The 25,630-nt window shown below is 42.2% G+C and carries 21 protein-coding genes; 20 read left to right on the forward strand and 1 reads right to left on the reverse strand.

What is annotated here, in order from left to right; all coding sequences use genetic code 11:
* Nucleotides 1-75: 75 nt before the first annotated feature.
* The 9 genes from ACFFGV_RS10835 (at nucleotide 76) to ACFFGV_RS10875 (ending at nucleotide 9,878) form a co-directional block, all read left to right on the forward strand.
* On the forward strand, nucleotides 76-996 hold the full coding sequence (locus ACFFGV_RS10835) for an aspartate carbamoyltransferase catalytic subunit (protein WP_377347650.1): 921 nt from the start codon (nucleotides 76-78) through the stop codon (nucleotides 994-996).
* Complete coding sequence (gene pyrC, locus ACFFGV_RS10840; RefSeq protein WP_377347652.1) at nucleotides 956-2,242, forward strand: dihydroorotase; 1,287 nt, start codon at nucleotides 956-958, stop codon at nucleotides 2,240-2,242. The genes ACFFGV_RS10835 and pyrC overlap by 41 nt, the downstream gene beginning before the upstream one ends.
* Nucleotides 2,229-3,338, forward strand: a complete 1,110-nt coding sequence (locus ACFFGV_RS10845; protein WP_377347654.1) for a carbamoyl phosphate synthase small subunit — start codon at nucleotides 2,229-2,231, stop codon at nucleotides 3,336-3,338. The genes pyrC and ACFFGV_RS10845 overlap by 14 nt, the downstream gene beginning before the upstream one ends.
* Nucleotides 3,317-6,520, forward strand: coding sequence for a carbamoyl-phosphate synthase large subunit (gene carB, locus ACFFGV_RS10850; protein WP_377347656.1), 3,204 nt, complete (start codon nucleotides 3,317-3,319; stop codon nucleotides 6,518-6,520). Before ACFFGV_RS10845 ends, carB begins: the two co-directional genes overlap by 22 nt.
* Nucleotides 6,514-7,281, forward strand: coding sequence for a dihydroorotate dehydrogenase electron transfer subunit (locus ACFFGV_RS10855; protein WP_377347657.1), 768 nt, complete (start codon nucleotides 6,514-6,516; stop codon nucleotides 7,279-7,281). Before carB ends, ACFFGV_RS10855 begins: the two co-directional genes overlap by 7 nt.
* Complete coding sequence (locus ACFFGV_RS10860; protein ID WP_377347660.1) at nucleotides 7,278-8,219, forward strand: dihydroorotate dehydrogenase; 942 nt, start codon at nucleotides 7,278-7,280, stop codon at nucleotides 8,217-8,219. The genes ACFFGV_RS10855 and ACFFGV_RS10860 overlap by 4 nt, the downstream gene beginning before the upstream one ends.
* Nucleotides 8,185-8,916, forward strand: coding sequence for an orotidine-5'-phosphate decarboxylase (gene pyrF, locus ACFFGV_RS10865; protein ID WP_377347662.1), 732 nt, complete (start codon nucleotides 8,185-8,187; stop codon nucleotides 8,914-8,916). The genes ACFFGV_RS10860 and pyrF overlap by 35 nt, the downstream gene beginning before the upstream one ends.
* Nucleotides 8,891-9,532, forward strand: coding sequence for an orotate phosphoribosyltransferase (pyrE, locus tag ACFFGV_RS10870; RefSeq protein ID WP_377347664.1), 642 nt, complete (start codon nucleotides 8,891-8,893; stop codon nucleotides 9,530-9,532). Before pyrF ends, pyrE begins: the two co-directional genes overlap by 26 nt.
* 73 nt (nucleotides 9,533-9,605) lie before the next feature.
* On the forward strand, nucleotides 9,606-9,878 hold the full coding sequence (locus tag ACFFGV_RS10875) for a hypothetical protein (RefSeq protein ID WP_377347666.1): 273 nt from the start codon (nucleotides 9,606-9,608) through the stop codon (nucleotides 9,876-9,878).
* 74 nt (nucleotides 9,879-9,952) lie between these two features.
* On the opposite strand, the gene ACFFGV_RS10880 is transcribed toward ACFFGV_RS10875, so the two are convergent.
* The gene (locus ACFFGV_RS10880) at nucleotides 9,953-11,674 is read right to left on the reverse strand and encodes an Rqc2 family fibronectin-binding protein (protein ID WP_377347668.1); all 1,722 of its coding nucleotides are present in this window, start codon (nucleotides 11,672-11,674) and stop codon (nucleotides 9,953-9,955) included.
* Between the two features lie 91 nt (nucleotides 11,675-11,765).
* On the opposite strand from ACFFGV_RS10880, the gene ACFFGV_RS10885 reads away from it, so the two are divergent.
* From ACFFGV_RS10885 to rlmN, 11 genes are all read left to right on the forward strand, one after another.
* A complete protein-coding gene (locus ACFFGV_RS10885) occupies nucleotides 11,766-14,423 on the forward strand; it encodes a calcium-translocating P-type ATPase, SERCA-type (RefSeq protein ID WP_377347670.1) in 2,658 nt (885 codons plus the stop codon).
* 282 nt (nucleotides 14,424-14,705) lie between these two features.
* Nucleotides 14,706-16,010, forward strand: a complete 1,305-nt coding sequence (locus tag ACFFGV_RS10890) for an NCS2 family permease (protein ID WP_377347672.1) — start codon at nucleotides 14,706-14,708, stop codon at nucleotides 16,008-16,010.
* A gap of 339 nt (nucleotides 16,011-16,349) precedes the next feature.
* On the forward strand, nucleotides 16,350-17,228 hold the full coding sequence (locus ACFFGV_RS10895) for a YicC/YloC family endoribonuclease (RefSeq protein ID WP_377347674.1): 879 nt from the start codon (nucleotides 16,350-16,352) through the stop codon (nucleotides 17,226-17,228).
* Between the two features lie 88 nt (nucleotides 17,229-17,316).
* Nucleotides 17,317-17,580: an extracellular matrix/biofilm regulator RemA gene (gene remA / locus ACFFGV_RS10900; protein WP_036832099.1), complete on the forward strand. Its 264-nt coding sequence runs from the start codon at nucleotides 17,317-17,319 to the stop codon at nucleotides 17,578-17,580.
* A 9-nt stretch (nucleotides 17,581-17,589) separates the two neighbouring features.
* Complete coding sequence (gmk, locus tag ACFFGV_RS10905) at nucleotides 17,590-18,210, forward strand: guanylate kinase (RefSeq protein WP_377347677.1); 621 nt, start codon at nucleotides 17,590-17,592, stop codon at nucleotides 18,208-18,210.
* A complete protein-coding gene (gene rpoZ, locus ACFFGV_RS10910) occupies nucleotides 18,207-18,431 on the forward strand; it encodes a DNA-directed RNA polymerase subunit omega (RefSeq protein WP_377347679.1) in 225 nt (74 codons plus the stop codon). Before gmk ends, rpoZ begins: the two co-directional genes overlap by 4 nt.
* 169 nt (nucleotides 18,432-18,600) lie before the next feature.
* The gene (gene coaBC / locus ACFFGV_RS10915) at nucleotides 18,601-19,806 is read left to right on the forward strand and encodes a bifunctional phosphopantothenoylcysteine decarboxylase/phosphopantothenate--cysteine ligase CoaBC (RefSeq protein ID WP_377347681.1); all 1,206 of its coding nucleotides are present in this window, start codon (nucleotides 18,601-18,603) and stop codon (nucleotides 19,804-19,806) included.
* Nucleotides 19,806-22,217, forward strand: a complete 2,412-nt coding sequence (gene priA / locus ACFFGV_RS10920) for a primosomal protein N' (RefSeq protein WP_377347683.1) — start codon at nucleotides 19,806-19,808, stop codon at nucleotides 22,215-22,217. Before coaBC ends, priA begins: the two co-directional genes overlap by 1 nt.
* A 15-nt stretch (nucleotides 22,218-22,232) precedes the next feature.
* Nucleotides 22,233-23,180 carry a methionyl-tRNA formyltransferase gene (gene fmt / locus ACFFGV_RS10925; protein WP_377347685.1) on the forward strand — a complete coding sequence of 316 codons (948 nt, stop codon included), beginning with the start codon at nucleotides 22,233-22,235 and terminating at the stop codon, nucleotides 23,178-23,180.
* A complete protein-coding gene (gene rsmB / locus ACFFGV_RS10930; RefSeq protein WP_377347686.1) occupies nucleotides 23,173-24,534 on the forward strand; it encodes a 16S rRNA (cytosine(967)-C(5))-methyltransferase RsmB in 1,362 nt (453 codons plus the stop codon). The genes fmt and rsmB overlap by 8 nt, the downstream gene beginning before the upstream one ends.
* Nucleotides 24,535-24,538: 4 nt before the next feature.
* Nucleotides 24,539-25,630 carry a dual-specificity RNA methyltransferase RlmN gene (gene rlmN, locus ACFFGV_RS10935; protein ID WP_377347943.1) on the forward strand — a complete coding sequence of 364 codons (1,092 nt, stop codon included), beginning with the start codon at nucleotides 24,539-24,541 and terminating at the stop codon, nucleotides 25,628-25,630.

The following is a 25,630-nucleotide window of genomic DNA, read 5'->3' on the forward strand; positions in this document are numbered from 1 at the left end:
CGTGTATCCGATTAACCAGCATCCTTTCCATCAGGATGCTGGTTTTTTTTATGAAATGTATAAAGGAGGTTTATCATGAAGCATTTAGTTAACATGCAGGACCTTTCTAGAGAGGAAATCTACCATATTCTCCATGTCGCAAAGCAATTTAAAGGTAAAACTACCCTGCCTCATGTAAATGGAATGGTTGCTAATTTGTTTTTTGAGCCTAGTACACGAACGAGGGTTAGTTTTGAAGTAGCTGAGAAAAAGCTAGGTCTAGAAGTAGTAGAAGTTAATGCTGCAGCCTCTAGCGTTCAAAAAGGGGAATCCCTGTATGATACGATTCGTACTTTACAAGCAATAGGTGTGAACGCTGTGGTGATTAGACATCCAGAAGAAGAGTTTTATGCTTCTTTAATAGATACGATAGATATCCCTATTATTAATGGGGGAGATGGAAAAGGAGAGCATCCTTCACAATGTTTACTTGATTTATTTACCATCTATGAGGAGTTTGGTCATTTTGAAGGCTTACAAATCGTCATCGCAGGAGATATACTCCACAGCAGAGTAGCGCGCTCCAACGCGCTTACCTTATCGAGATTAGGTGCAGATGTACGCTTCTCTGGACCTCCCTCATGGCAAGATGAGCGTTTGCCGTTTCCTTACACAACTATGGATGAGGCTGTTGAGGATTGTGATGTATTAATGCTTTTAAGAGTGCAAAGGGAGCGACACGAGAAGGAGGAAAGTCATACAGATTACTTGGAACAATATGGATTAACAGCAGCAAGAGAAACGCGCATGCATCCAAAGAGCATTATTCTTCATCCAGCGCCAGTCAATAGAGGAGTAGAAATAGAGGGGAAATTGGTTGAGTGTGACCGTTCGCGCATATTTACCCAAATGGAAAACGGTGTCTACGTTCGTATGACTATTTTAAACCATTTATTAAACAAGGAGGGGTTAGATAATGAGTTTAGTATTAAAAAACGCTCGATTGCTGGAAGGTGAACAAGAAGTAACCCGTAACATTCATGTAGAGGCAGGAGTTATTCAAACCATTAGTCAGCAGCCTATAGAAGCAACAGAGGAAATTGATTGCAGTGGGCTATTACTAGCTCCAGGTTTTGTTGACATTCACGTTCATATGAGAGAGCCAGGTGCAACAGATAAGGAAACGATAGCAACAGGAACAATGGCAGCAGCAAGAGGAGGCTTCACAACGGTTTGCGCCATGCCAAATACGAGACCTGTGCCCGATACAGAAGGCAATTTAGCACTTGTCCAAGAGCTGATCCAAGACCATGCATATGTTTCTGTTTTGCCATACGCCTCTATCACTACCCGTCAATTAGGGGAAGAGCTGACTAACATGAAAGCTTTGCGCGCACTAGGTGCGGTAGCCTTTACAGATGACGGTGTTGGTGTACAGTCAGCAGACACTATGTTAAATGCAATGCAGCGGGCTAAGGAGATCGGCGCATCCATTGTTGCTCATTGCGAAGATAATAGTCTTATTCACAATGGAGTTATCCATCAAGGGGAAACGAGCCGAGCTCTTGGAGTAAATGGAATACCTAGCGTCTGTGAATCAGTACAAATTGCACGAGATGTTCTGTTAGCAGAAGCGACTGGATGTCACTATCATGTATGTCATGTTAGTACGAAAGAATCTGTTCGGGTTATAAGAGATGCCAAACGAGCAGGAATTCCAGTTACTGCAGAAGTAACTCCCCATCACTTGATACTCACGGAAGAAGATATTGTAGAGGATGATGCCATGTTTAAGATGAATCCTCCTCTTCGCTCTCGTGATGATCGGCGTGCTTTACTAAATGGTTTGATGGACGGAACGATTGATTGCATTGCCACAGACCACGCTCCACATACTGAAGAAGAAAAACAACAAGGCTTAAATAATGCACCTTTTGGGATAGTCGGCTTAGAAACAGCCTTTAGCTTACTACATACCTACCTCGTCAAAGAACAAAGATGTTCCTTAAAGGAGTTGATAGATTGGCTGACAATTAAGCCAGCATCAGTATTTGGATTAGCTAGTGGAAAGATAGCGGTCGGCCAGCGAGCAGATTTCGTATTATTAGACTTAACTAAAGAATCAACCATTAATCGGCACAGCCTGCTTTCGAAAGGAAAGAACACGCCGTTCCATGGCTACACCGTAGTTGGTTCACCGGTTTTAACCATGGTAAGTGGAGAGGTTGTCTGGAAGGAGGAATTGTCTTATGACAAAGCGTAAGCTCATATTAGAAGATGGAACAACATTTGTCGGCACAGCATTTGGAAGTGAACGGGAAAGCACGGGGGAAATAGTATTTAACACGGGCATGACTGGTTATCAGGAAATTCTGTCTGATCCTTCCTACTGTGATCAAATAGTTACTTTTACCTATCCGCTCATTGGCAATTACGGCATCAATAGAGAGGATTTTGAAACAATCCATCCATCTATTAATGGAATGATTGTGAAAGAGGTTTGCTCGTACCCTAGTAATTTCCGATCCGAAGAGTCCCTTGATTCATTTCTTAAAGCGAAGGATATCCCTGGCATAAGCGGGATTGATACTAGAAAGCTAACAAAACGAATTAGAGAGTACGGAACGATGAAAGGAACTTTTACAACCGCTGAAGCATCCTCAGAAGACGTCGCTTATACATTGAGCAATACACTCATGCCACGTAATCAAGTACAGAGAGTATCTACTATTAAGCCATATGTAGTTCCTGGTAGAGGAGAAAGAATTGTACTGGTTGATTTTGGTATGAAGCACGGCATACTAAGAGAATTTACAAAGCGTAACTGTCATGTCACCGTTGTACCTTATCACACTACTGCAGAAGAGATTCTTCAGTTAAAGCCAGATGGTGTAATGCTTTCCAATGGTCCTGGGAACCCAAAGGATGTTCCGGAGGCTGTAGAAATGATTCAAGGCATTCTTGGTCATATACCACTATTCGGGATTTGTTTGGGGCATCAGCTTTTTGCACTGGCATGCGGAGCAGAAACATCGAAAATGAAATTTGGGCATAGAGGGTCTAATCATCCGGTAAAAGATATAGCATCTGGAAAAGTATATATGACATCTCAAAATCATGGTTATACAGTAGAGCGGGATTCGATCCATAAGGAGAGACTTATGATAAGCCAGTATGCTTTAAACGATAACAGTGTAGAAGGATTATATCATCAGGAATTCCCTGCCTTTTCGGTGCAGTATCATCCAGAAAGTGCACCGGGACCACAAGATTCCAATCCTTTGTTTGAGGAGTTCTTAACGATGATTCAACAGCATACTAGAAGGGAGCGAGTAGCATGCCTAAACGTCAAGATATAAACAAAATTCTCGTAATAGGGTCAGGACCAATTGTGATTGGTCAGGCAGCTGAATTTGATTACTCTGGGACACAAGCGTGTCAGGCACTAAAAGAGGAAGGGTATGAGGTCATTTTGGCCAATTCCAATCCAGCAACCATTATGACCGATCAGACCATTGCAGATGAAGTATATATGGAGCCTCTAACGGTAGATTTCCTAGCCAAAATTATTCGTAAAGAAAAGCCTGATGCCTTATTACCAACCTTGGGGGGACAGACGGGCCTGAACATGGCTGTGCAGCTAGAAGAACATGGTATCTTAAACGAGTTTGGTGTGGAGCTGTTAGGCAGCTCGCTTGATGCTATCCAAAATGCAGAGGATCGTGAGAAATTTCGATCGTTAATGCATGAATTAAATGAGCCAGTGCCAGAAAGCACAGTAGTAAGTACAGTGGAAGAGGCGGTTGTATTTGCAAGGGAGATAGGCTATCCAGTAATTGTCCGTCCTGCATACACAATGGGTGGAGCTGGTGGTGGCATGTGCTATAGCGAAGCAGAGCTTCTTGAAATAGCTGGAAGTGGATTAGTCTTATCCCCGGTTGGGCAATGTCTTATTGAAAAAAATATCGCCGGCTTTAAAGAAATTGAGTACGAAGTCATGCGGGATAAAGAGGATCATGCCATCGTCGTTTGTAACATGGAAAACGTAGATCCTGTTGGCATACATACTGGCGATTCTATTGTTGTAGCTCCAAGCCAGACCTTAAGTGACCGAGAATATCAAATGCTTCGCGATGCATCACTCCGAATCATTCGTGCATTAGGAATTGAGGGGGGCTGTAATGTACAGTTAGCGTTAGACCCTGACAGCTTTCAATACTATGTTATTGAGGTTAATCCAAGAGTGAGTCGATCCTCCGCTTTAGCATCTAAGGCAACGGGGTACCCCATTGCCAAGATTGCAGCGAAGATAGCTGTGGGTATCAATCTGGATGAATTGAAGAACCCTGTAACCCAAACAACCTATGCCTGCTTTGAACCGGCACTGGACTATATTGTGACGAAAATTCCGCGCTGGCCTTTCGATAAATTCATTCAGGGGAATAGGGTGCTTGGTACCCAGATGAAGGCTACAGGAGAAGTAATGGCAATTGGAAGAACGTTCGAGGAGTCTTTATTAAAAGCTAGTCGCTCTCTCGAGATAGGAGCGGAGGAATTCTTTTTAGAGGGTGCGGATAAGCTAGAGGATTCTGTATTAGACCACCGTTTGCAAAAAGCAGATGACGAAAGACTCTTCCTTATTGCGGAAGCATTTAGAAGAGGATATACCATGGAGCAGGTGCAGCAATTAACTACCATGGACCCGTTTTTCGTATATAAATTCCAGCAGTTAATCTTGTTGGAGAAGCAGTTGACCACCCTGCCATGGGACCTTGATTTACTGACAGAAGCCAAGAGAAAAGGGTTTTCGGATGGTGCACTGTCCCGTATATGGAATACATCAGAAGCGGCAATCTATCAGTTTAGGCAACAGCAAGGCATTTTGCCGGTTTATAAGATGGTAGATACTTGCGCGGCCGAATTCGAATCGGCGACACCTTATTATTATAGTACCTATGAGGAAGAGAATGAATCAACCCAGTCTAATAGGGATAAGGTGCTTGTTCTAGGTTCGGGTCCTATTCGCATCGGGCAGGGGGTAGAGTTTGATTACGCTACCGTTCACTCCGTATTAGCGTTACGAGAAGCGGGCTATGAAGCCATTATTATGAACAATAATCCTGAGACTGTTTCAACTGACTTCAGCATCTCCGATAAGCTGTACTTTGAACCACTCACGATTGAAGATGTAATGCACGTTGTTTCATTAGAGAAGCCTATCGGAGTCATTGTCCAATTTGGAGGACAAACAGCTATTAATCTAGCAGAAGCATTAGATAAACGAGGGGTGAGAATTCTCGGAACCTCTATGGAGGCGATTGACCGTTCTGAGAATAGAGATAAATTTGAACACACCCTCACAAAACTGAACATTCCTCAGCCAAAAGGGGTTAGCGCCACTAGCACAGAAGAAGCATTAAAGGTATCAGAATCCCTTGGCTTTCCGGTCGTAGTCAGACCTTCCTACGTGTTAGGCGGCAGAGCTATGGAAATAGTGTATGATCGTAAGGATCTCAAGCGTTATATTGAAGAAGCGGTACGAATTCATAAAGAGCATCCAGTGCTGATTGATCGATACATGACAGGGATTGAGATTGAAGTAGACGCAATAAGTGATGGAGAAACGGTTGTCATACCTGGAATTATGGAGCACATTGAACGTGCTGGCATTCATTCTGGCGATTCCATAGCTGTGTACCCTACTCAGAGAATATCAAAAGAAATGAAGCAGGAGTGTGTGGACAGTACGATCCGAATTGCGAAAGAATTAGGTATTCAAGGGCTCATTAACATTCAATTTGTTCTCCACGATGACAAGATTTATGTGTTGGAAGTCAACCCAAGAGCAAGCAGAACGGTACCATTCTTAAGTAAAATTACAGGAATAACAATGGCCAATATCGCTACACAGGTTATGCTTGGGCATTCCTTAGTGGAACTAGGCTTTACGGACGGAGTTTTACCAGAACCAGAAGATGTTAATGTGAAAGTGCCGGTTTTCTCATTTGAGAAATTACGAAGTGTCGACGCCTTCCTCGGACCTGAGATGAAATCAACTGGAGAAGTCATTGGGCGTGACAAAACACTGGAAAAAGCCTTATATAAGGGCTTAACTGCATCTGGTATTCATATTCCAACAGCAGGTTCTGTCTTATTAACGGTTGCAGATAAAGATAAAGAGGAGATGGTGGAAATTGCCCAGCGCTTCCATCAGCTAGGATTTGATTTATACGCTACGAAAGGAACCGGTTCCTTACTCATCGAAACTGGTCTACCCGTTCAGATTGTGGACAAAATTGGGTCAGAGGAAAAGAACGTCCTTGATGTAGTAGAGAAAGAGCAGGCACAATTTGTCATTAACACATTAACGAAAGGGAAGCAGTCCAGATCTGATGGATTTCGAATCAGACGGGAGGCTGTAGAGCATGGCATACCTTGTTTAACCGCTCTAGATACTGCCAGAGCGATACTACGTGTTATTGAATCCATGACCTTCACTGCAGAATCCATGCCAAGACAAAAGGTGGGGAATCCATGCTAACAAAGGAAGATATGATTGTCGTTAAGCAAGTAAGGATAGCCAAGGACACCTACGAACTGATTCTGGAAGGAGAGCTCACACTCCAAATGAACGAGCCTGGACAGTTTATTCATCTGCAAATTGGAAATGGACGTGAACATGTTCTGCGAAGACCCATCTCCATGGCGGATGTAAACGGGAATCAGTTAACCATTGTGTATCGGATTATGGGAGCAGGGACAAAATGGCTTGCTGAGAGAGAAGCAGGCGATGCTATAAACGTTTTGGCACCGCTAGGGAACGGATTCCCAACCCACGCCATAAGCAATACCAACATTTTATTAGTAGGAGGAGGAGTAGGGGTCCCTCCTCTCTATTACCTCGGTAAAAAGCTTAAAGCTCAAGGCAATCGTCTTACTACTGTGTTAGGCTTTCAAACAAAAGATGCTGTTTTTTATGAGCAACGGTTTCGTGAGCTTGGAGATTGTATCGTAACGACTAATGATGGCAGTTATGGACAAACAGGATTTGTCACGGACGTTATCTCAGGGCTGACAGAGATAAACCGTTATTATGCATGTGGTCCAACCCCGATGTTAAAGGCTGTATCTCAACAAATTTCTGTGCCGGGCTATATCTCACTAGAGGAAAGGATGGGCTGCGGTGTAGGGGCCTGTTTCGCTTGTGTATGTTCAACCATAGATGGCAACGATAAGAAGGGGTATCGAAAAATATGTCAGGATGGACCGGTATTTCCTGCGAATGAGGTGGTATTAGTATGAATCTAGCAATCTCTTTACCAGGTCTTGATATGAAAAATCCAATCCTGCCAGCTTCAGGCTGCTTTGGATTCGGAAAAGAATATAGCCAATTTTATGACTTGAATCAGCTTGGAGCTATTACGATAAAGGCTGCGACAGGGAATGGGAGATACGGGAATCCAACTCCGCGTGTAGCAGAAACATCTGCTGGGATGTTAAACGCTATAGGACTGCAAAACCCAGGTGTGGAAGCTATTGTCGCAGAAGAGCTTCCATTCTTATCCACATTCCACACTCCAGTAATAGCTAATATTGCGGGTAGTACCGAAGAGGAATATACACATGTAGCGAAAGTACTTTCAGAATCAGGGCTAGTATCTGCTTTGGAGTTAAATATTTCGTGTCCCAATGTTAAAGAGGGCGGAATTCAGTTTGGAACAGATCCAGTACTTGCTGCCTCCTTAACGAGAAAAGTAAAAAGCGTAAGCAATGTTCCTGTCTATGTGAAGCTCTCTCCGAATACAGGTGACTTGAAAGGGATGGCAAAAGCAGTGGAGGCCGCCGGAGCAGATGGATTATCAATGATTAATACACTAATTGGAATGAAGCTTGATTTACAGACAGGGAAGCCGATTCTATCAAATAAAACAGGCGGCCTTTCTGGTCCTGCCATAAAGCCGGTTGCTATTCGGATGATATACGAGGTGAGTCAGGTAGTTCACATCCCTATTATTGGCATGGGAGGTGTGACGTGTGCAGAGGATGTATTAGAGTATCTGCTAGCAGGAGCAAGTGCAGTGGCAGTTGGAACGGCAAACTTTACAAACCCACTAGTGTGTCCTGAAATAATCGACGCTCTGCCAGAAACGCTATCTAATTATGGATACTCTTCCATTGAAGAATGTATAGAGAGGAGCCATAAAAATGATCCAGCATCATCCCTTATTTCTCGCTCTTGATTTCTCAACAGGGGAAAAAGCGCTACAGTTTCTCCAACAGCATAATCTTCATGAAATACCTGTGAAGGTTGGTATAGAACTGTTTTACAAAGAAGGACCATCGATTATATCAGCTTTGAAAGAACGAGGTCACCCTATTTTTCTTGATGTAAAAATGCATGACATACCTAATACAGTAAAGCAAGCTGCTAAAGGCATTGCATCCCTAGGGATAGATGTGGTGAATGTACACGCTGCAGGCGGGAGGAAAATGATGGAGGCTGCTCTTCAAGGAGTGACAGAGGGAGCTACAGGTACCAAACGTCCACTTATTCTCGCTGTTACACAGTTAACCTCGACCGATGAAAGGATGCTCCACCATGAACTGTGTATACAGGAGCGAATGGAGGACGTCGTAGCTTCCTATGCGCAGAATGCACAGACAGAAGGATTAGATGGGGTGGTATGCTCTGTTCAAGAAGTAGAACTTATCAGAAAAGCATGCGGAGATGATTTCTTTACTGTTACACCAGGCATCAGAAGAGCAGAACAAAATCATAATGACCAAGTTCGAATTGCGACACCAGCTCTGGCAAAACAAAAAGGGGCTACTTCCATTGTTGTTGGAAGAGGGATTACACAAGCTAGCAATCCAAAGCAAACGTATCAAGCTTATGAAGAGGAGTGGAAGAATGGATATACAACGACCTTTAGCTGAATCACTGTACCAATTAGGTGCCTTGCAAGTAAACGATCAACAGCCATTTCAATGGACATCTGGCATTTTGTCACCTGTTTATTGTGACAATCGATTGACTATGAGTGATGTAACGATACGAAAACAAATCGCAAATAGCATGGCTACCTATATTCAGACCCACTTTCCTCATACGGAAGTGATTGCAGGGTGTGCCACCGCAGGCATCCCTCATGCTGCCTGGGTAGCAGAGGCACTATCCCTTCCAATGGTGTATGTAAGAGATAAGCCGAAAGGACATGGAAAGCAAAACCAAATAGAAGGACGCATTACGAGCGGGCAGCGTGCGATTGTTGTTGAAGACTTAATATCTACAGGTAAGAGCTCGTTAAATTGTGTGAAGGCATTAGAGGATGAGGGTGTATATGTAGAAAAGGTAGTAGCTATTTTTACGTACGAATTACCTGAAGCGAACATCGCATTTGAGGAGGCATGTGTCGAGTATTACGCTTTAACGAACTTTACTGCACTGCTTTCATTTATGAGGGATAAAGCTACTATTACAGAGGCACAATATACACATCTCTTAACTTTCCGAGAGGATCCAAGAGCTTTTTCCTTAACCTACCAGCCCTAAGCCCGCTTGTAATGGGGGCTTGACTTTTGTACAATCATGTCAAGATAGCGACCACTAGAAAGTAGTGATGGAAATGACATTTAAAAAGCAAGCAGCCATTATGATTGGGAATGCGGCTTTAGGACTTATTACTTGTTATTTATATTTATTCTTTTGGGTAAGCTTCTCGTTCTCAAGCTCCATGCTAACGATGGAGGCACTTGCCAGCACCATTATACCGCTGACGATAGCCGGGGTGTACAATGCGCTTATTATACGAAAAGACGAGAAAATGGGCTGGATATACGCAGTAGCAACCTATGTAGGAACCATTGTATTGTTTATGATTATTTTCGTGTTATTTTAAGAGCTTAGAACAACATTGGTCTATATCCGGAATTAAAACCTCTTATTTTAAGGATAGATAAAGCCGACTGATTATCAGTCGGCTTTTGTTGTATTTAGTCGCAGGGAACGAATAATTGCTTCATCTGGTGTGACGAAGACGGTTTTTTGATTATCATACGTAACAAACCCTGGCTTTGCTCCATTTGGTTTTTTTACGTGTCGTACTAACGTATAATCAACAGGGACCGAAGAGGAGGAGCGAGATTTACTAAAGTAGGCGGCTAATTGTGCAGCCTCTATTAAAGTCTCCTCGCTCGGTTCACTTTCCCGGATTACCACATGGGAACCAGGAATATCTTTAGTGTGAAGCCATATATCATCCCTGTGGGCCATTTTACTAGTGACGTACTCATTCTGCTTATTGTTCTTCCCAACGAGGATAGTCACCCCGTCGGTGGAGACGAACGAGTCTGGCTTAGGTTTACTGGGTTGTTTCTTTTTCTTTTGTTGAGGCTTCGCTCGTAAATATCCTTCTTCGCGAAGCTCCTCGCGTATCTCTTCAATATCTTCCTCACGAGCAGCATCAATTTGCTGTAGCAGCTGGTCCAGGTAATCAATATTTTCTTTTGCTTTTTTTATCTCCTCCTGGACTACCTCTCCAGATTTCTTCATCTTATTATACGTTTGGAAGTAACTTTGTGCGTTCTCGCTAGGCGTCTTATTAGGATTCAGCTCAACGGTCAAATCAGGCTGTTCTTCTTTATAGTAATCATGAACGGTAACGGACGTATCTCCTTGCTTTACTAGGTGCATATGCGCAGTAAGCAGCTCTCCGTATTTCTGATATTCATCTGCTTTTTCTGCTTTCTTTAAGGTTTGCTCATGCTTTTTAATCTTCCGCTTGTTTTTTTCCAATTCATTTTTTAGAAAACGTGATAGATCCCCAGCCCGCTGTTTAACTCGGTCCCGTTCTGCTTTACCGGAGAAGTATGCATCCAGCATTTCATTTACCGAATCATAGCGTTCTTCCTCCATATCCTTAGAAGCTAGAGACAGAACGTAAAATTGTTCTTTATCTCCTGTTAATATGGCTGGCTCGTACGTATGGTGAAGAATCTGGTGCTGTAAGGACTCAAATTCCTCCTTCAGCCTTCCTTGTGATCCAAGACCTGCACGATATACTAATTCCGTTGCGATCAGAGGAGAGAAACCTTGTAATAGACCCATAATCTGCTTGTCCATTTTACCGCTGTTAAAATCCAGCTTACGAACGAACGTATCTCCATCTATGGACAGTGGATTGGTTTTCCCTTGATCGGGAGGTCCGATATAGCTATTGCCAGGTAATAGCGTTCGGTGTGTGTTCTGGGCGGGCGATACGTGTTTAATACAATCAAGAATCATTTCTCGTTCATCGTCCACAAGCAATAAATTACTATGCTTTCCCATAATTTCTACAATAAAGGACTTGGTCGTTTCATCTCCAATTTCGTCTTTACTTCGAACGTTTATGCGAATAACCCGCTCCATATCCACCTGCTCAATGGATTCTATAAATCCACCGATTAAATGCTTACGAAGCAGCATACAGAACATAGGTGGCTCCTTTGGGTTTTGATACTTCTCTTTGGTCAAATGAATTCTCGCGTAGGAAGGATGTGCCGATAGCAGCAAGCTATGGTTTACCCCCTGACTGCGAACAGTAAATACTAGTTCGGTTTGCGTTGGTTGATATATTTTCATAATTCGGCCGGGTGTAATTTTTTCGTGTAATTCGTGCGAAATAGCCCGGGTGACAACGCCATCAAATGACATAACAATCACCTCACATTATTCCGATTATAGCATGTTTTGGGACGAGTCTGAATAGATATAGAAAAGACTCGCTCACATGGAGGAATGGGATGTGAAATGGTATCAGTATAATTCAGATAATGTGGCACGAAAACTAGCTGTCAATATGAAAGAAGGGCTATCAGAGAAGCAGGCTAAGGAGCGCTTAAGGAAGTTCGGACCAAATGTGCTGAAAGAGAGCGCTGGTACGAATTTTGTTATGCTCTTTTTTCGGCAATTCCAGGATTTTATGGTGTTAGTGCTGCTTGCCGCTACCCTTATTTCAGGCTTGCTCGGAGAGTACGTTGATGCAATTGCCATTATGGCCATTGTTCTTATGAATGGAGTGCTTGGGTTTATTCAGGAGCAAAAAGCTGAAAAATCATTGGCCAAGCTGAAAGAATTATCTGCTCCACAAGCCCAGGTGCTTCGAGAAGGCGTATGGCGTAAAGTACCTTCTGCAGAATTAGTAATTGGTGATGTGGTTAAAATCTCTACAGGTGACCGGCTCAGTGCTGATATTCGACTAACCACTGTTAAGGGCCTGGAAATGGAAGAGAGTGCTCTAACGGGGGAATCGCTTCCGGTTAGTAAGCACGCAAATGAATTGTCCGGAACAGAAGTGGAGCTAGGCGATCAGCGTAATATGGTGTTTAGCGGAACACTTGCCACAAGAGGAAGTGCTGTAGGAGTTATCGTCGGGACTGGTATGGATACAGCAATGGGACAAATTGCCACTTTATTAGTCAGCACGGAGAGAATGCCAACCCCGCTTGAGCGTAAGCTTGCTGAGCTTGGAAAAATATTAATCATTACAGCGCTGGTTTTAACAGCTATTGTTGTCATGCTTGGAGTTTACCAGGGTCACCCTTTGTATAATATGTTCCTCGCCGGTGTTTCATTAGCAGTAGCGGCAATTCCAGAAGGGCTGCCTGCCATTGTGACGGTTGCGCTTTCCCTTGGGGTACAACGGATGATACGCAGGAAAGCAATTGTTCGCAAATTATCCGCTGTCGAGACGTTAGGGTGTGCTACAGTAATTTGCTCGGACAAGACTGGGACCATGACGGAAAATCAAATGACTGTCCAGAAGTTAGAAACGTTGGAGGAAGCATTTCTTGTTACCGGAGAAGGATATGGGACAGACGGGTCTTTTTTCGATGGAAATAACCAGGTTGAGCCTGATAATGTCCCGGTGATGTATCAGCTATTATTGTATGGCGCGCTGTGTAATAATGCAGAATTAAGTGTAAAGGAAGACAGATACACTGTTAACGGAGACCCCACCGAAGGGGCACTTCTGGTTGCTGCTAGAAAGGCTGGGATTACGAAGGAGCGTCTAGCTAGATTTCGAGTCCTTCACGAAGTCCCCTTTGATTCGGAACGAAAAAGAATGACGGTTGTAATAGAGGATGAAAACAAAAAGAGATTTGTCATTACAAAAGGCGCTCCTGATGTATTAATTCCAAGATGTCAATACGTCAGAGAGAAGGATGGCTATACGCCGTTTAAATCCAATCAAGAGAAGCAAATCTATCAAAGCGTGCACAAGATGGCAGATCAAGCCCTTAGGACAATAGCCATTTGCTATAAACCACTACAAAAAGGAGATTCCTTCACCGACTTCGATTTAGAGAAAGATTTAATATTTGTAGGACTATCCGGCATGATTGATCCTCCTCGTAAAGAGGTGAAACAGGCCATTAGAGAATGTAGAGAAGCAGGAATTAAAACCGTAATGATAACTGGGGACCATGCTGTTACAGCAAGAGCCATTGCTAAAAACCTACAGCTTTTACCTGAGGAAGGAAGAGTAGTAGAAGGGGCAGAGCTGAGCAGGATGACAGATCAGGAATTGACGAGCATTATAGACGATGTATATGTCTTTGCTAGGGTAACACCAGAGCATAAACTGAAAATCGTAAAAGCTTTCCAACAACAGGGACACGTGGTCGCGATGACAGGTGATGGAGTCAATGATGCCCCTGCCATAAAAGCAAGCGATATTGGTATATCAATGGGGAGAAGCGGAACAGACGTTGCCAAAGAAGCATCCTCTCTTGTATTGTTAGACGATAACTTTGCAACGATTAAGTCCGCTATCCATGAGGGTCGAAATATTTATGAAAATATACGTAAATTTATAAGGTATTTGCTGGCATCAAATGTGGGTGAAATATTAGTCATGCTGTTCGCCATGCTGCTAGCCATGCCATTGCCATTAGTTCCAGTGCAGATATTGTGGGTGAATCTAGTTACCGACGGCTTGCCCGCCATGGCGCTAGGCCTGGATAAATCAGAAGGTAATGTAATGAAGCAACCTCCGAGAAACGCGAGGGAGGGAGTCTTCTCTAGAGGGCTTGGCTTTAAGATTGTTTCAAGAGGGATCATGATTGGGATCGTTACGCTGATTGCATTTATTCTAGCCTATCAGGGAGAAGCAGAACGACTGTTATATGCCCAGACCATTGCATTTTCAACGCTTGTCATGGCTCAGCTCATCCATGTATTTGATTGCCGAAGTGATCGTTCGGTTTTTGCGAGAAATCCATTTGGCAACTGGTACCTTATTGGTGCTGTCGTTTCTTCTGTTCTATTATTACTCGTCGTTATCTACTATGAACCATTACAAGGACCATTCCATACAACCGATTTAGCACTAAGAGACTGGATTAGTATTATCGGCTTAAGCTCTATCCCGACATTGCTTTTTGGATTTTCCAAACGGTAGGAATTTTATAGATTCTATCCTAAAGAAGGCAATAACCATATACGGTATTGCCTTCTTTTGAATTTCTCCCTATTCTATAGAACGATCTAGTTAGTACATTTACATAGATCCAAATACTATGGAAGGTAATATTAAAGCATTATTATTAGTAATATATGACATCCTAAGGTAACAAAATATTTATTTACTGTAATTATTTTAACCATATCCATTGAAAATGCCTGTAAAAACGAATATTATGTAACGTGGTTATGATAATCATTCGTGAAAGTGGTGTAACAAATGGAGCAATTATTAAAACGATTTAATTTAAACGATAACGGTACGACTGTTCGAACGGAGGTAGTAGCTGGGTTTACGACCTTTTTATCTATGGTGTATATCGTGTTCGTAAATCCTGCTATCCTGTCTTCAGCAGGTGTGCCATTTGGTCAAGTATTTATGGCGACCATTATTTCTGCAGTAGTAGGAACATTGATTATGGCATTTGCAGCAAATTATCCTATCGCTATTGCCCCTGGTATGGGACTCAACGCTTATTTTGCCTCTGTCGTAGGTGGTCAAGGGCTCTCCTATCAAATAGTCTTTGGTGCTGTGTTTATTGCTGGTATTCTCTTCATTCTACTCAGTCTTACCAATTTCAGGGAGAAATTAATAGAAGCTATTCCTAATTCGTTAAAGTATGGCATAACGTCTGGAATTGGCTTATTCATCGCCTTTATCGGACTGGAAATGGCCGGTATCCTAGATAAAACGGCAGAGGAAGGACTTATTGGAGACTTGTCTTCTCCTACCACTGTGCTATCCATAGCTGGTCTTACTGTAACGCTTATTCTCTTGGCTAGAAATACGAAAGGCGCCTTATTTATTGGGATGCTAATTACAGCTATTATTGCCTATTTTACAGGCCAAATACCTTATGAAAGCGGCACGATGCCGATAGATCTTCCGCCTATGCCAGTCTTCTTTGATATAGATCTTGCTGGTGTGTTTGCGAACAGCTTATATATTGTCATTTTTGCTTTCTTACTCGTTACTATATTTGACACGACAGGGACGTTAGTAGGGGTGGCTGAACAGGCTGGATTTATGAAGAACGGCTCTCTTCCCAATGCTAAATCAGCACTGATGGCAGATGCAATGGCCACTACTACAGGGGCAATGTTTGGTACGAGCCCTTCTACAGCCTATATTGAATCTACTACCGGAGTTGCTGCTGGTGGTAGAACGGGATTAACCTCCATCGTAGTAGGAACATTATTTATCGCAGCCATGTTCTTTGCTCCTGTAGTGGAGGCAATTGCAAATACTCCTGCGATAACAGCACCTGTGCTTATTATTGTTGGATGTTTCATGATAGAAGGCCTCTCCCGTGTGGATTGGAAAACATTCGACGAAGCGTTCCCTGCCTATGCAACCTTACTTGCGATGCCGTTGACGTCAAGCATTGCTACTGGTATTGCTGTTGGCTTCATTTCCTATCCTTTAATGAAGCTTGTTAGCGGGAAAGGAAAACAGGTTCACTGGCTACTATACATTTTTGCAGTTATCTTCGTTATATATCTAGCATTTACTCCAATGGCTTAGTCAGAGAATGTGGTGTTATGGGTAAGTGTGGGAATCGATTGGCATTATGTATGGAATGAAATAGACAAAGAAAAATACCCTAACGAAGCTCCTTATCCTTCTATCGGAAAAGGAGCTTCTTTTATATGAAACGTTCTTATTAGTCTAAATACACATGTGATGTAAGCATGGATAGTTGCCTATACTATTCAATGTATGTATAATCGAAGCATTTAAAAGGTAAATGTTATGAACAATACAGGTAGGGAGTTCTATAAACGCGCTGTTTTTCATGGTAAGATAACATTAAAATTGATTTCGTAAAAAACATAGAAATACGGTTAGAGGATGTGACGGAATATGGTTCGTAGTATGACGGGATATGGTCGATCAGTGATAAACGAACAATCTACGGATATAATAGTTGAAGTTAGAACGGTCAATCATCGTTTTTTGGATGTTTCTGCTAAAATACCTCGTTCCCTATTGTATATAGAGGATCAAATAAAGAAAACGGTACAGCAATCCTTCTCTCGCGGTAGAGTGGATGTCTATGTTACGATAGATGGCGATGGATATACTGATAGGGAATTAGTAGTTGACTGGGATGTGCTAGGTCAACTAGTAGAGAAGATTCATGCAGCGAAAAGGAAATATAACCTCTCCGGAACGCTCGATGTTAATACGATTGCGTCTCAAAGTTCTATTTTTGAAATAATGGAGAAGGAGCAGGGGCTAGGAGAGTTAGATGAGCACATAATTTACGCTCTTCAAGAAGCATGTAATCAGGCTCTCACGATGCGTAATAGTGAAGGGGAAGCTTTGCGTAAGGATGTAGAAAATAGGCTTGAATTCATTTCTGACCTCCTGGAGCGTTTAGAGAACCATCGATATTTAGTGCTAGAGCAATCGAGAAAACGCATTTTAGAAAGAATACAGGAATATTTTCAGGAAGATACAAGGGAAGATTCCAGGATCTATCAGGAGGTTGCTCTCCTTGCTGAAAAAGGAGATATTTCGGAAGAGATTACCCGATTAGCCAGTCATGTGAAGCAGTTTCAGATAAGGCTTGAAGGGGAAGAAGCAATTGGCAGACAGCTTGACTTTATTGTTCAAGAAATGCATCGGGAAGCAAACACAATTGGGTCGAAATCAACTGATGGTAGTACAGGTGAATGGGTCGTTCAATTAAAAAGTGAACTCGAAAAAATTAAAGAACAAGTACAAAATGTTGAATAATCATTGAGTTTAGGCTATAGTTTCTCATATAATTATAGTATTGACTATCTCAAAGAGGTTGTTTTGGAAAGACGAAGGAGGAGCCATCGTGAGCTTACGACTAATCAACATCGGATTTGGGAATGTTGTTTCCGCAAATCGTATTATTTCAATTGTTTCACCAGAATCAGCACCAGTGAAACGTATTATAACTGTGGCAAGAGATAACAATAAATTAGTAGATGCTACATATGGCCGCCGCACAAGAGCGGTAATTATAACTGATAGTGATCATGTCGTATTATCTGCCGTACAGCCGGAAACAGTCGGCGGTCGTGTAATTAGTAATGATGATATGTCAGACGAAGGGTAGGACGCAATTGTGATTGAAGAAAAAGGTATTTTATTTATTCTATCTGGCCCCTCCGGAGTGGGAAAAGGAACGGTAAGAAAATCGCTCTTCGATTTGGACACAGAATTAAAATATTCTATATCCATGACTACTCGCCCTCCAAGAGAAGGGGAAGTAGATGGGATCGATTATTTCTTCAAGACGAAGCAAGAGTTTGAAGATATGATTGAAAATAATAAAATGATTGAGTATGCCCAGTATGTAGGGAATTATTATGGTACACCAAAAGATTACGTAGAAGAGCAGCTTGATAATGGGAATGACGTTTTTCTGGAAATTGAAGTGCAAGGGGCGCTTCAAGTGAAGGAGAACTTTCCAGAGGGTGTATTTGTATTCCTTATCCCACCAAGCCTCGAAGAATTAAAAGACCGAATTATTAGTCGTGGGACAGAAACAGAGGATAAAGTTACCAATCGATTAGCTGCAGCAAAGAAGGAAATTGAAATGATGGATTACTACGATTATGTAGTAGTCAATGATCAAGTAAGTACTGCTGTACAAACGATACAATCCATCGTTCGAAGTGAACATTGTAAACGCGAACGTGTGGCAATACAATATAAAAAAGCATTGGAGCGTGATGAATCATGATGCTAGAACCATCCATTGATTCTCTTTTGAAGAACATTAACTCAAAATACACTCTTGTGACGTTGTCAGCACGTCGTGCGCGTCAGATGCAAGATACGAAGAAATATTTGTTGGAAGACTTTGATTCAGAAAGTTATGTTGGGGTAGCGTTGGAAGAAATTAATAGCGGTAAACTCGACTTCACAAACGACTTTTGGGATGATAACGAAGAGCAGGAATAACAACCTTTTTAGGTTGTTATTTTTGTTTGTAGGTAAAACATACATACTAAAAATTAGCGTTACCTAATCATCAAATTTTATATCTTGACCCTTGCCGTTTACAATAGAAATACGATTACATTAAGAACTGATTATATACATTATCGTGAAGGATGCGGAGGTTATATACATGAATTTACGAGGGAAAAAAGTCGTACTTGGGGTTTCTGGTGGCATCGCAGCCTATAAAGCGTGTGCACTAACGAGCAAGCTTGTTCAAGCAGGAGCAAATGTCACCGTTATTATGACAGATAGTGCACAGGAATTCGTAACGCCGTTAACGTTTCAGGCTCTATCACGTAACCCAGTGTACACAGATACGTTCGATGAGAAAATCCCTGAGCAAATTGCACACATAGATGTGGCGGATTGGGCAGATCTCATTGTGCTGGCACCTGCAACAGCAAATTTACTAGGTAAGCTTGCTAACGGTATTGCGGATGATATGCTTTCTACTACATTACTTGCTAGTGAAGCGCCTGTTTATGTTGCTCCGGCGATGAACGTTCATATGTATGCCCATCCAGCAGTGCAGCGTAACCTGCTCCAGCTAGAGCAGGATGGCTACCAATTTATCGAGCCAGGGGAAGGGTATTTAGCCTGTGGTTATGTAGGTAAAGGACGGCTGGAAGAACCAGAAACCATCGTTCGAGTAATAGAAGAGCAATTAAACAAGAGGACAACCTTTCATAAGAAACGAATCCTCATTACCGCGGGACCGACCAAGGAAAAAGTGGACCCTGTTCGATATTTTACGAACCATTCCTCCGGAAAGATGGGCTATGCTATTGCGAGACAAGCTGTGCAGCTAGGTGCTGAAGTCACTCTTATTTCAGGTCCTGCGAATTTAGAGGTGCCTGCTGGTGTAAAGCATATTTCCGTTGAATCGGCTGCAGATATGTATGATGCAGTAATGGAAGCATATCCAAATCAAGATGTTGTTATTAAAGCAGCGGCAGTAGCAGATTATCGACCAAAACATCCTTTTAATGAGAAATTAAAGAAGCAAGGAGATAATCTGGTGCTAGAGCTGGAACGCACAAAAGATATTCTGCAGACGCTCGGGGAAAAGAAGAAGCATCAATTCCTAGTGGGCTTTGCAGCGGAAACAACGAAACCATTGGAATATGGAAAGCAAAAGCTCGAGAAAAAGAGGCTGGACGCTATTGTTATTAATAACATTACCGAAGCTGGGGCGGGCTTCAGTGGAGATACGAATAAAGTAACCTATGTGTCGAAGAGTGGGAATACAATAGATTTACCACTACAATCTAAGAATGACGTAGCGAAAGCCATTCTACAGCAGGTTGCTAAAGAGCTAAAGGATGATCGATAGTGAAGATAGCCCGTGTCATTGTGGATGTTCCGACTAGTCAAACAAACCGTTTGTTTGATTACACTATCCCAGATAAATATCAAGATGTACTTACTGTTGGTATGAGGGTTATTGTTCCCTTTGGCCCAAGAAAAATAATGGGATTTGTCCTCGACATCACTTCAGAATCCAAGTTAAATAAATTAAAGAACGTTCAGGATGTACTAGATTTAACTCCTGTATTGACAAAAGAGTTATTGGATGTGGGCAAATGGCTGGCTGAATCGACCCTGTGCTTTTATGTTTCTGCGTTTCAAGCAATGCTTCCTCAAGTGTTAAAGGCAAAATATGATAAGGAATTATGGCTGCTTGCAGAAGTGGAGGAGCTTTCACCTCAGCTTGAATCCTTGTTTGCAGGCAGGGGAGTAATACCATACGAAGAAATACAAGAGCATAACGTTTCGTATTCGGCTATTCAAAAGGCTGTAAAAGAAGGCATATTGGAAATCCACTATCAAGTAAATAGTAAAGAAACAAAAAAAACAGAAACGTATATAACTAATGCTTTAGAAGAAATGGAGCTGGAAGAAAAGTATGCAACGATGCCTCCTCAAGCGAAGAAGCAACGGCAAATTATTGCCTTCTTCCTAGAGCATCCGGGGGAAATAAAGCAAAAGGAGTTATTACATCGTTTATCTACAACGAGAGCTTCCTTAAAACCTTTGTTAGACAAAGGAGTATTACAAACTATCCAAAGAGAAGTGTATCGAGACCCTTATCAAGATCGAGAATACCAGCCAACGACTCCCTTCCCCTTAACGGAAGAACAAGCTGCTGCTATTGACCCCATCCATACATCCATTAGCAATCATACACACGAAACCTTTTTGCTGCATGGAGTGACCGGAAGCGGAAAAACGGAAGTGTATTTACAATCTATCCAGCATGTCCTAGATAAAGGTCAGGAAGCGATTGTACTCGTTCCGGAAATTGCTTTAACTCCACAAATGGTAGAGCGATTTAAGGGGAGATTCGGATCAAGAGTAGCAGTACTTCATAGTGCTCTATCGAAAGGGGAAAAATTCGATGAATGGCGGAAAGTTCAACGCAAAGAAGTCCAAGTAGTAGTGGGGGCGCGGTCTGCCATTTTTGCACCTTTTGAAAACCTTGGTATTGTCATCATAGACGAGGAGCATGAATCAAGTTATAAGCAGGAAGATTATCCAAGATACCATGCTAGAGACGTTGCAATCTATCGAGCAAAGCATCATACATGCCCAGTTGTTTTAGGCAGTGCAACGCCAACATTGGAGTCCTATGCAAGAGCTCAAAAAGGAGTATATACTTTGTTGTCACTTCCTAAACGGATGAACAATGCTTCTATGCCTCAAGTGGAACGAATTGATATGAGAGAAGAACTTCATGCTGGCAATCGTTCTATGTTCTCCAGAGACTTATTTGAAAAAATGGAGGATAGACTCCAAAAAGGAGAACAAACTGTTTTATTCCTTAATCGCAGAGGTTACTCAACATTCGTGATGTGCCGGGATTGCGGTCATGTAATGGAGTGTCCGCATTGTGACATTGCTTTAACCTATCATAGAAAATCAGAGCGCTTAAAATGTCATTATTGCTCTTATGAGGAAGCTATGCCAACAGAATGCCCTTCGTGCGAAAGTGATTCTATTCGGTATTTTGGTACAGGTACCCAAAAAATTGAAGAATCCTTGCAGCAATTACTTCCAGAAGCTCGAATCATCAGAATGGATGTAGATACAACGCGCAGAAAAGGATCTCACGAGAGGCTATTAACGAAATTCGGCAACCAGGAAGCAGACATTTTGCTTGGAACGCAGATGATAGCTAAAGGACTGGATTTTGCCAATGTTACACTAGTGGGGGTATTGGCTGCAGATGCCATGCTCCATTTGCCTGATTTTCGTTCGGCAGAGAAGACCTTTCAATTATTAACACAGGTTAGTGGCCGGGCAGGCCGTCACACTCTCCCTGGCGAAGTAGTGATTCAAAGCTATACTCCAGAGCATTATAGTATCGATCTTGCCAGCCAATATGATTATGAGGCCTTTTTTCTAAAAGAAATGAAGGTAAGGAAAATGTTTCAGTATCCACCCTATTATTTTTTAACGCTTATCACGGTATCACATGGGAACCATTTGTACACAATGGATGTAACACAAAAAATGACTCAGTTTCTAAAGGAGCAATTATCAGAACAATCCGTTGTGCTTGGGCCATCCCCATCTCCTCTTGCAAGGATTAAAGATAGATATCGATATCAAACCATGATAAAATACAAAAATGAACCTGGCCTTCACAAAGCCATGAATCGGTTATTTCAATTATATGAAGACCAAATCAATCAAAACGATTTACAAATATCCGTTGATTTTCAACCTTATCAAATGATGTAGAGAGGAGTGCATATGATGAAGCGTATAGTTTTCATGGGCACACCGGACTTCGCTGTACCGGTTTTACAGCAGTTAATCACAGATCAATACAACGTCGTAGCAGTCGTAACACAGCCAGACAGACCGAAAGGGAGAAAGCGAACGCTTACCCCTCCTCCAGTAAAAGTCGAAGCAGAGAAGCATGGTATTCCTGTGGTACAGCCCGAGAAGGTCAAAAAGGAATATGAGGATATCCTCTCCTTTGATCCGGACCTTATCGTGACTGCAGCATTTGGGCAAATTTTACCGAAGGCATTACTGGAGGTTCCGCAATATGGCTGTATTAACGTTCATGCTTCGTTACTGCCAGAATTGCGTGGAGGTGCTCCCATTCACTACGCCATTTTACAAGGTAAAAAAGAGACGGGCATTTCTATTATGTATATGGTAGAAGCCCTTGATGCTGGTGATGTGTTATCACAGGCTAGTGTAGCTATTGAGGAGACAGATCATGTGGGAACACTCCATGACAAACTGTCTGTTATTGGAGCAGAGCTGCTTAGCAGTACATTACCGAAGCTGTTAGAGGGAGAGATTACTCCTGTAAGACAAGATGAACACCTTGTTACATTTGCATCAAATATAAAACGAGAGCAGGAAAAAATAGATTGGAAACAGGATGCGGAGACGATTTACAATCATATCCGCGGATTACACCCATGGCCTGTAGCCTTTACAACTTATCAAAATAAGCCTTTAAAGGTGTGGTGGGGAGAAAAGGTAACTGGTTCCTTTGCAGGAGCTCCAGGAGAAATAGTGCGCTTAGATGAAGACGGGTTTGTAGTAGCTGCTGGTGATCAGAATGGTATTAAGCTTGTGGACATTCAACCTTCCGGTAAGAAACGAATGGATGCAGGAGACTTTCTTCGTGGTGCTGGGCAATCGCTACAAACTGGTGAAATGTTAGGAGAAGATCATGAGTAATATAAACCTACGGGAGGCTGCCCTCGACATTGTTACCCGGGTTGGGGAACAGGGAGGGTTCAGTCATCTTCTTATTAATCAAACCATTCAAAAGAAGGGGCTTAGTCAACGTGATACTGCTCTGTTGACAGAGATAGTATATGGCACGATACAGCGAAAAGATACGTTAGATTATTTCCTTAGTCCTTTCCTTCACAATAAGAACAAGCTAAAGCCTTGGGTGCTTTGGCTTCTTTATATGTCTTGCTATCAGATGATTTATTTAGAACGAGTGCCAGATCATGCCGTATTACATGAATCTGCCGAAATTGCTAAAAAGAGAGGACATAAAGGAATTGTTTCCATGGTAAACGGCGTGCTGCGAAATCTGCAGCGAAAAGGACCAGCCTCTCTCGATCAAATAAAGGACCCTATAGAACGTCTTGCAACCGAGACAAGTCATCCGGTATGGATGGTCCAACGCTGGGTCGCTATGTATGGGATGGAACAAACGTCTCAGATGTGTCATAAAAACCTGGAACGAGGGACGATGACTGTACGGGTGAACACCACCAAGTATTCCAGGGAAATGGTGTTACAGCATCTTAAAGAAGATGGATTTGAAGCAGCAGCAACCGATTTGTCCGCGGAAGGGATAACTATTTACTCTGGTAATATTTTGAATCATCCTTTGTTTCAAAACGGAGGATTGACGGTACAGGATGAAAGCTCCATGCTAGTCGGGGATATGCTTCAGCTGAACGATAATATGATGGTGCTCGATGCCTGCAGCGCACCTGGAGGCAAGACGACTCATATAGCTGAAAAGATGAACAATACAGGAAAAGTGTATGCTTATGATCTCCATAAGAAGAAAGTAGAACTTGTGAAGCAAAAGGCTGAGCAGCTTGGATTAACTACCATCATAACGGGAGCTTCTGATGCAAGAAATCTGCCAAACCTTCATGAACCGGAATCGTTTCATCGAATTTTATTAGATGCTCCTTGCTCAGGACTTGGTGTAGTAAGAGGCAAACCGGACATTAAGTATGCTAAATCAGAGAAGGATATTGACACCCTTTCCAAAATACAGTATGAATTGTTAGAATCGGTTAGTCTGTTGCTACAATTAAATGGTAAACTAGTATATAGTACGTGTACCGTGGACAAGAAAGAAAATGAAGAAGTGGTGAAAGCTTTTCTAACAGAGCATCCTGACTTTGAAATAGATGAAACATTTTTCGATGAGCTTCCGGTAGAGGCACAGCATTTACCTGGTAGAACTAAGTGGGGCTTGCAATTATTCCCGCAGGATTTTGATACAGACGGATTTTTCATAACGAGAATACAACGAAGGAGTGAACATCATGGCTGAATTAATGAAGAAAAAAAAGCAAAAAGAAACAAGGCCAAATAAAGGGAACTCCATCTATTCACTAACGCATGAAGAGCTAAAGAATTGGTTAGTTGAGAATGGGGAGCCTAAGTTTCGTGCCACCCAGATTTTTGAGTGGTTATATCAGAAACGAGTAGAATACTTTGAGGAGATGACAAACCTTTCCAAGGGGCTTCGAGAGAAATTAAACAATTCTTTCTCCATTACAACCCTAGAAACGGTTGTTGAGCAAAAATCCTCTGACGGCAGAACAATGAAATTTTTATTTGAAATGCATGATGGATATACGATTGAAACAGTACTCATGAAGCATGATTATGGTTACTCTGTTTGTGTAACCAGCCAGGTAGGGTGCCGAATAGGCTGTACGTTTTGTGCGTCTTCTATAGGAGGACTAAAACGACAATTGGAATCAGGAGAAATCGTAAGTCAGGTAATTAAAGTACAAAAAGCATTAGACGAGCGCAATGAGCGTGTTTCTTCAATCGTATTGATGGGAATTGGAGAGCCGTTTGATAATTATGACGAGATCATAGCATTTCTACGAACTATTAATCATGATAAAGGGATAAATATTGGAGCACGTCACATTACGTTATCTACTAGTGGGATTGTCCCTCGCATTTACGATTTTGCAGATGAGAAGACGCAGATTAATTTTGCCGTTTCCCTCCATGCCGTAACGAATGAACGACGGTCCAAATTAATGCCGATTAACAAGGCGTATCCTCTAGAAAAATTACTGCCATCGGTTAAATATTATAATGAGACGACTGGAAGACGTGTGACATTTGAGTATGGGCTGCTCGGAGGCGAGAACGATTCTGTAGAAGAAGCGAAGGATCTTGCTAATCTGATCAAGGATTATGACTTAAACATTCACGTCAACCTTATCCCGGTAAACTTTGTACCAGAGCGTAATTATGTTCGTACGGAAAGAAGTCAAATATTTGAATTTGAACGTACTTTGAAGGATGAAGGTATTAACGCCACTATTCGCCGTGAACAAGGGCATGATATTGATGCTGCCTGTGGTCAATTACGCGCGAAGGAGCGTAAAAGAGAGACGAGGTGA

It is taken from the genome of Pontibacillus salicampi, from assembly GCF_042434395.1.
In the GTDB taxonomy this organism is placed as follows: Bacteria; Bacillota; Bacilli; order Bacillales; family BH030062; genus Pontibacillus; species Pontibacillus salicampi.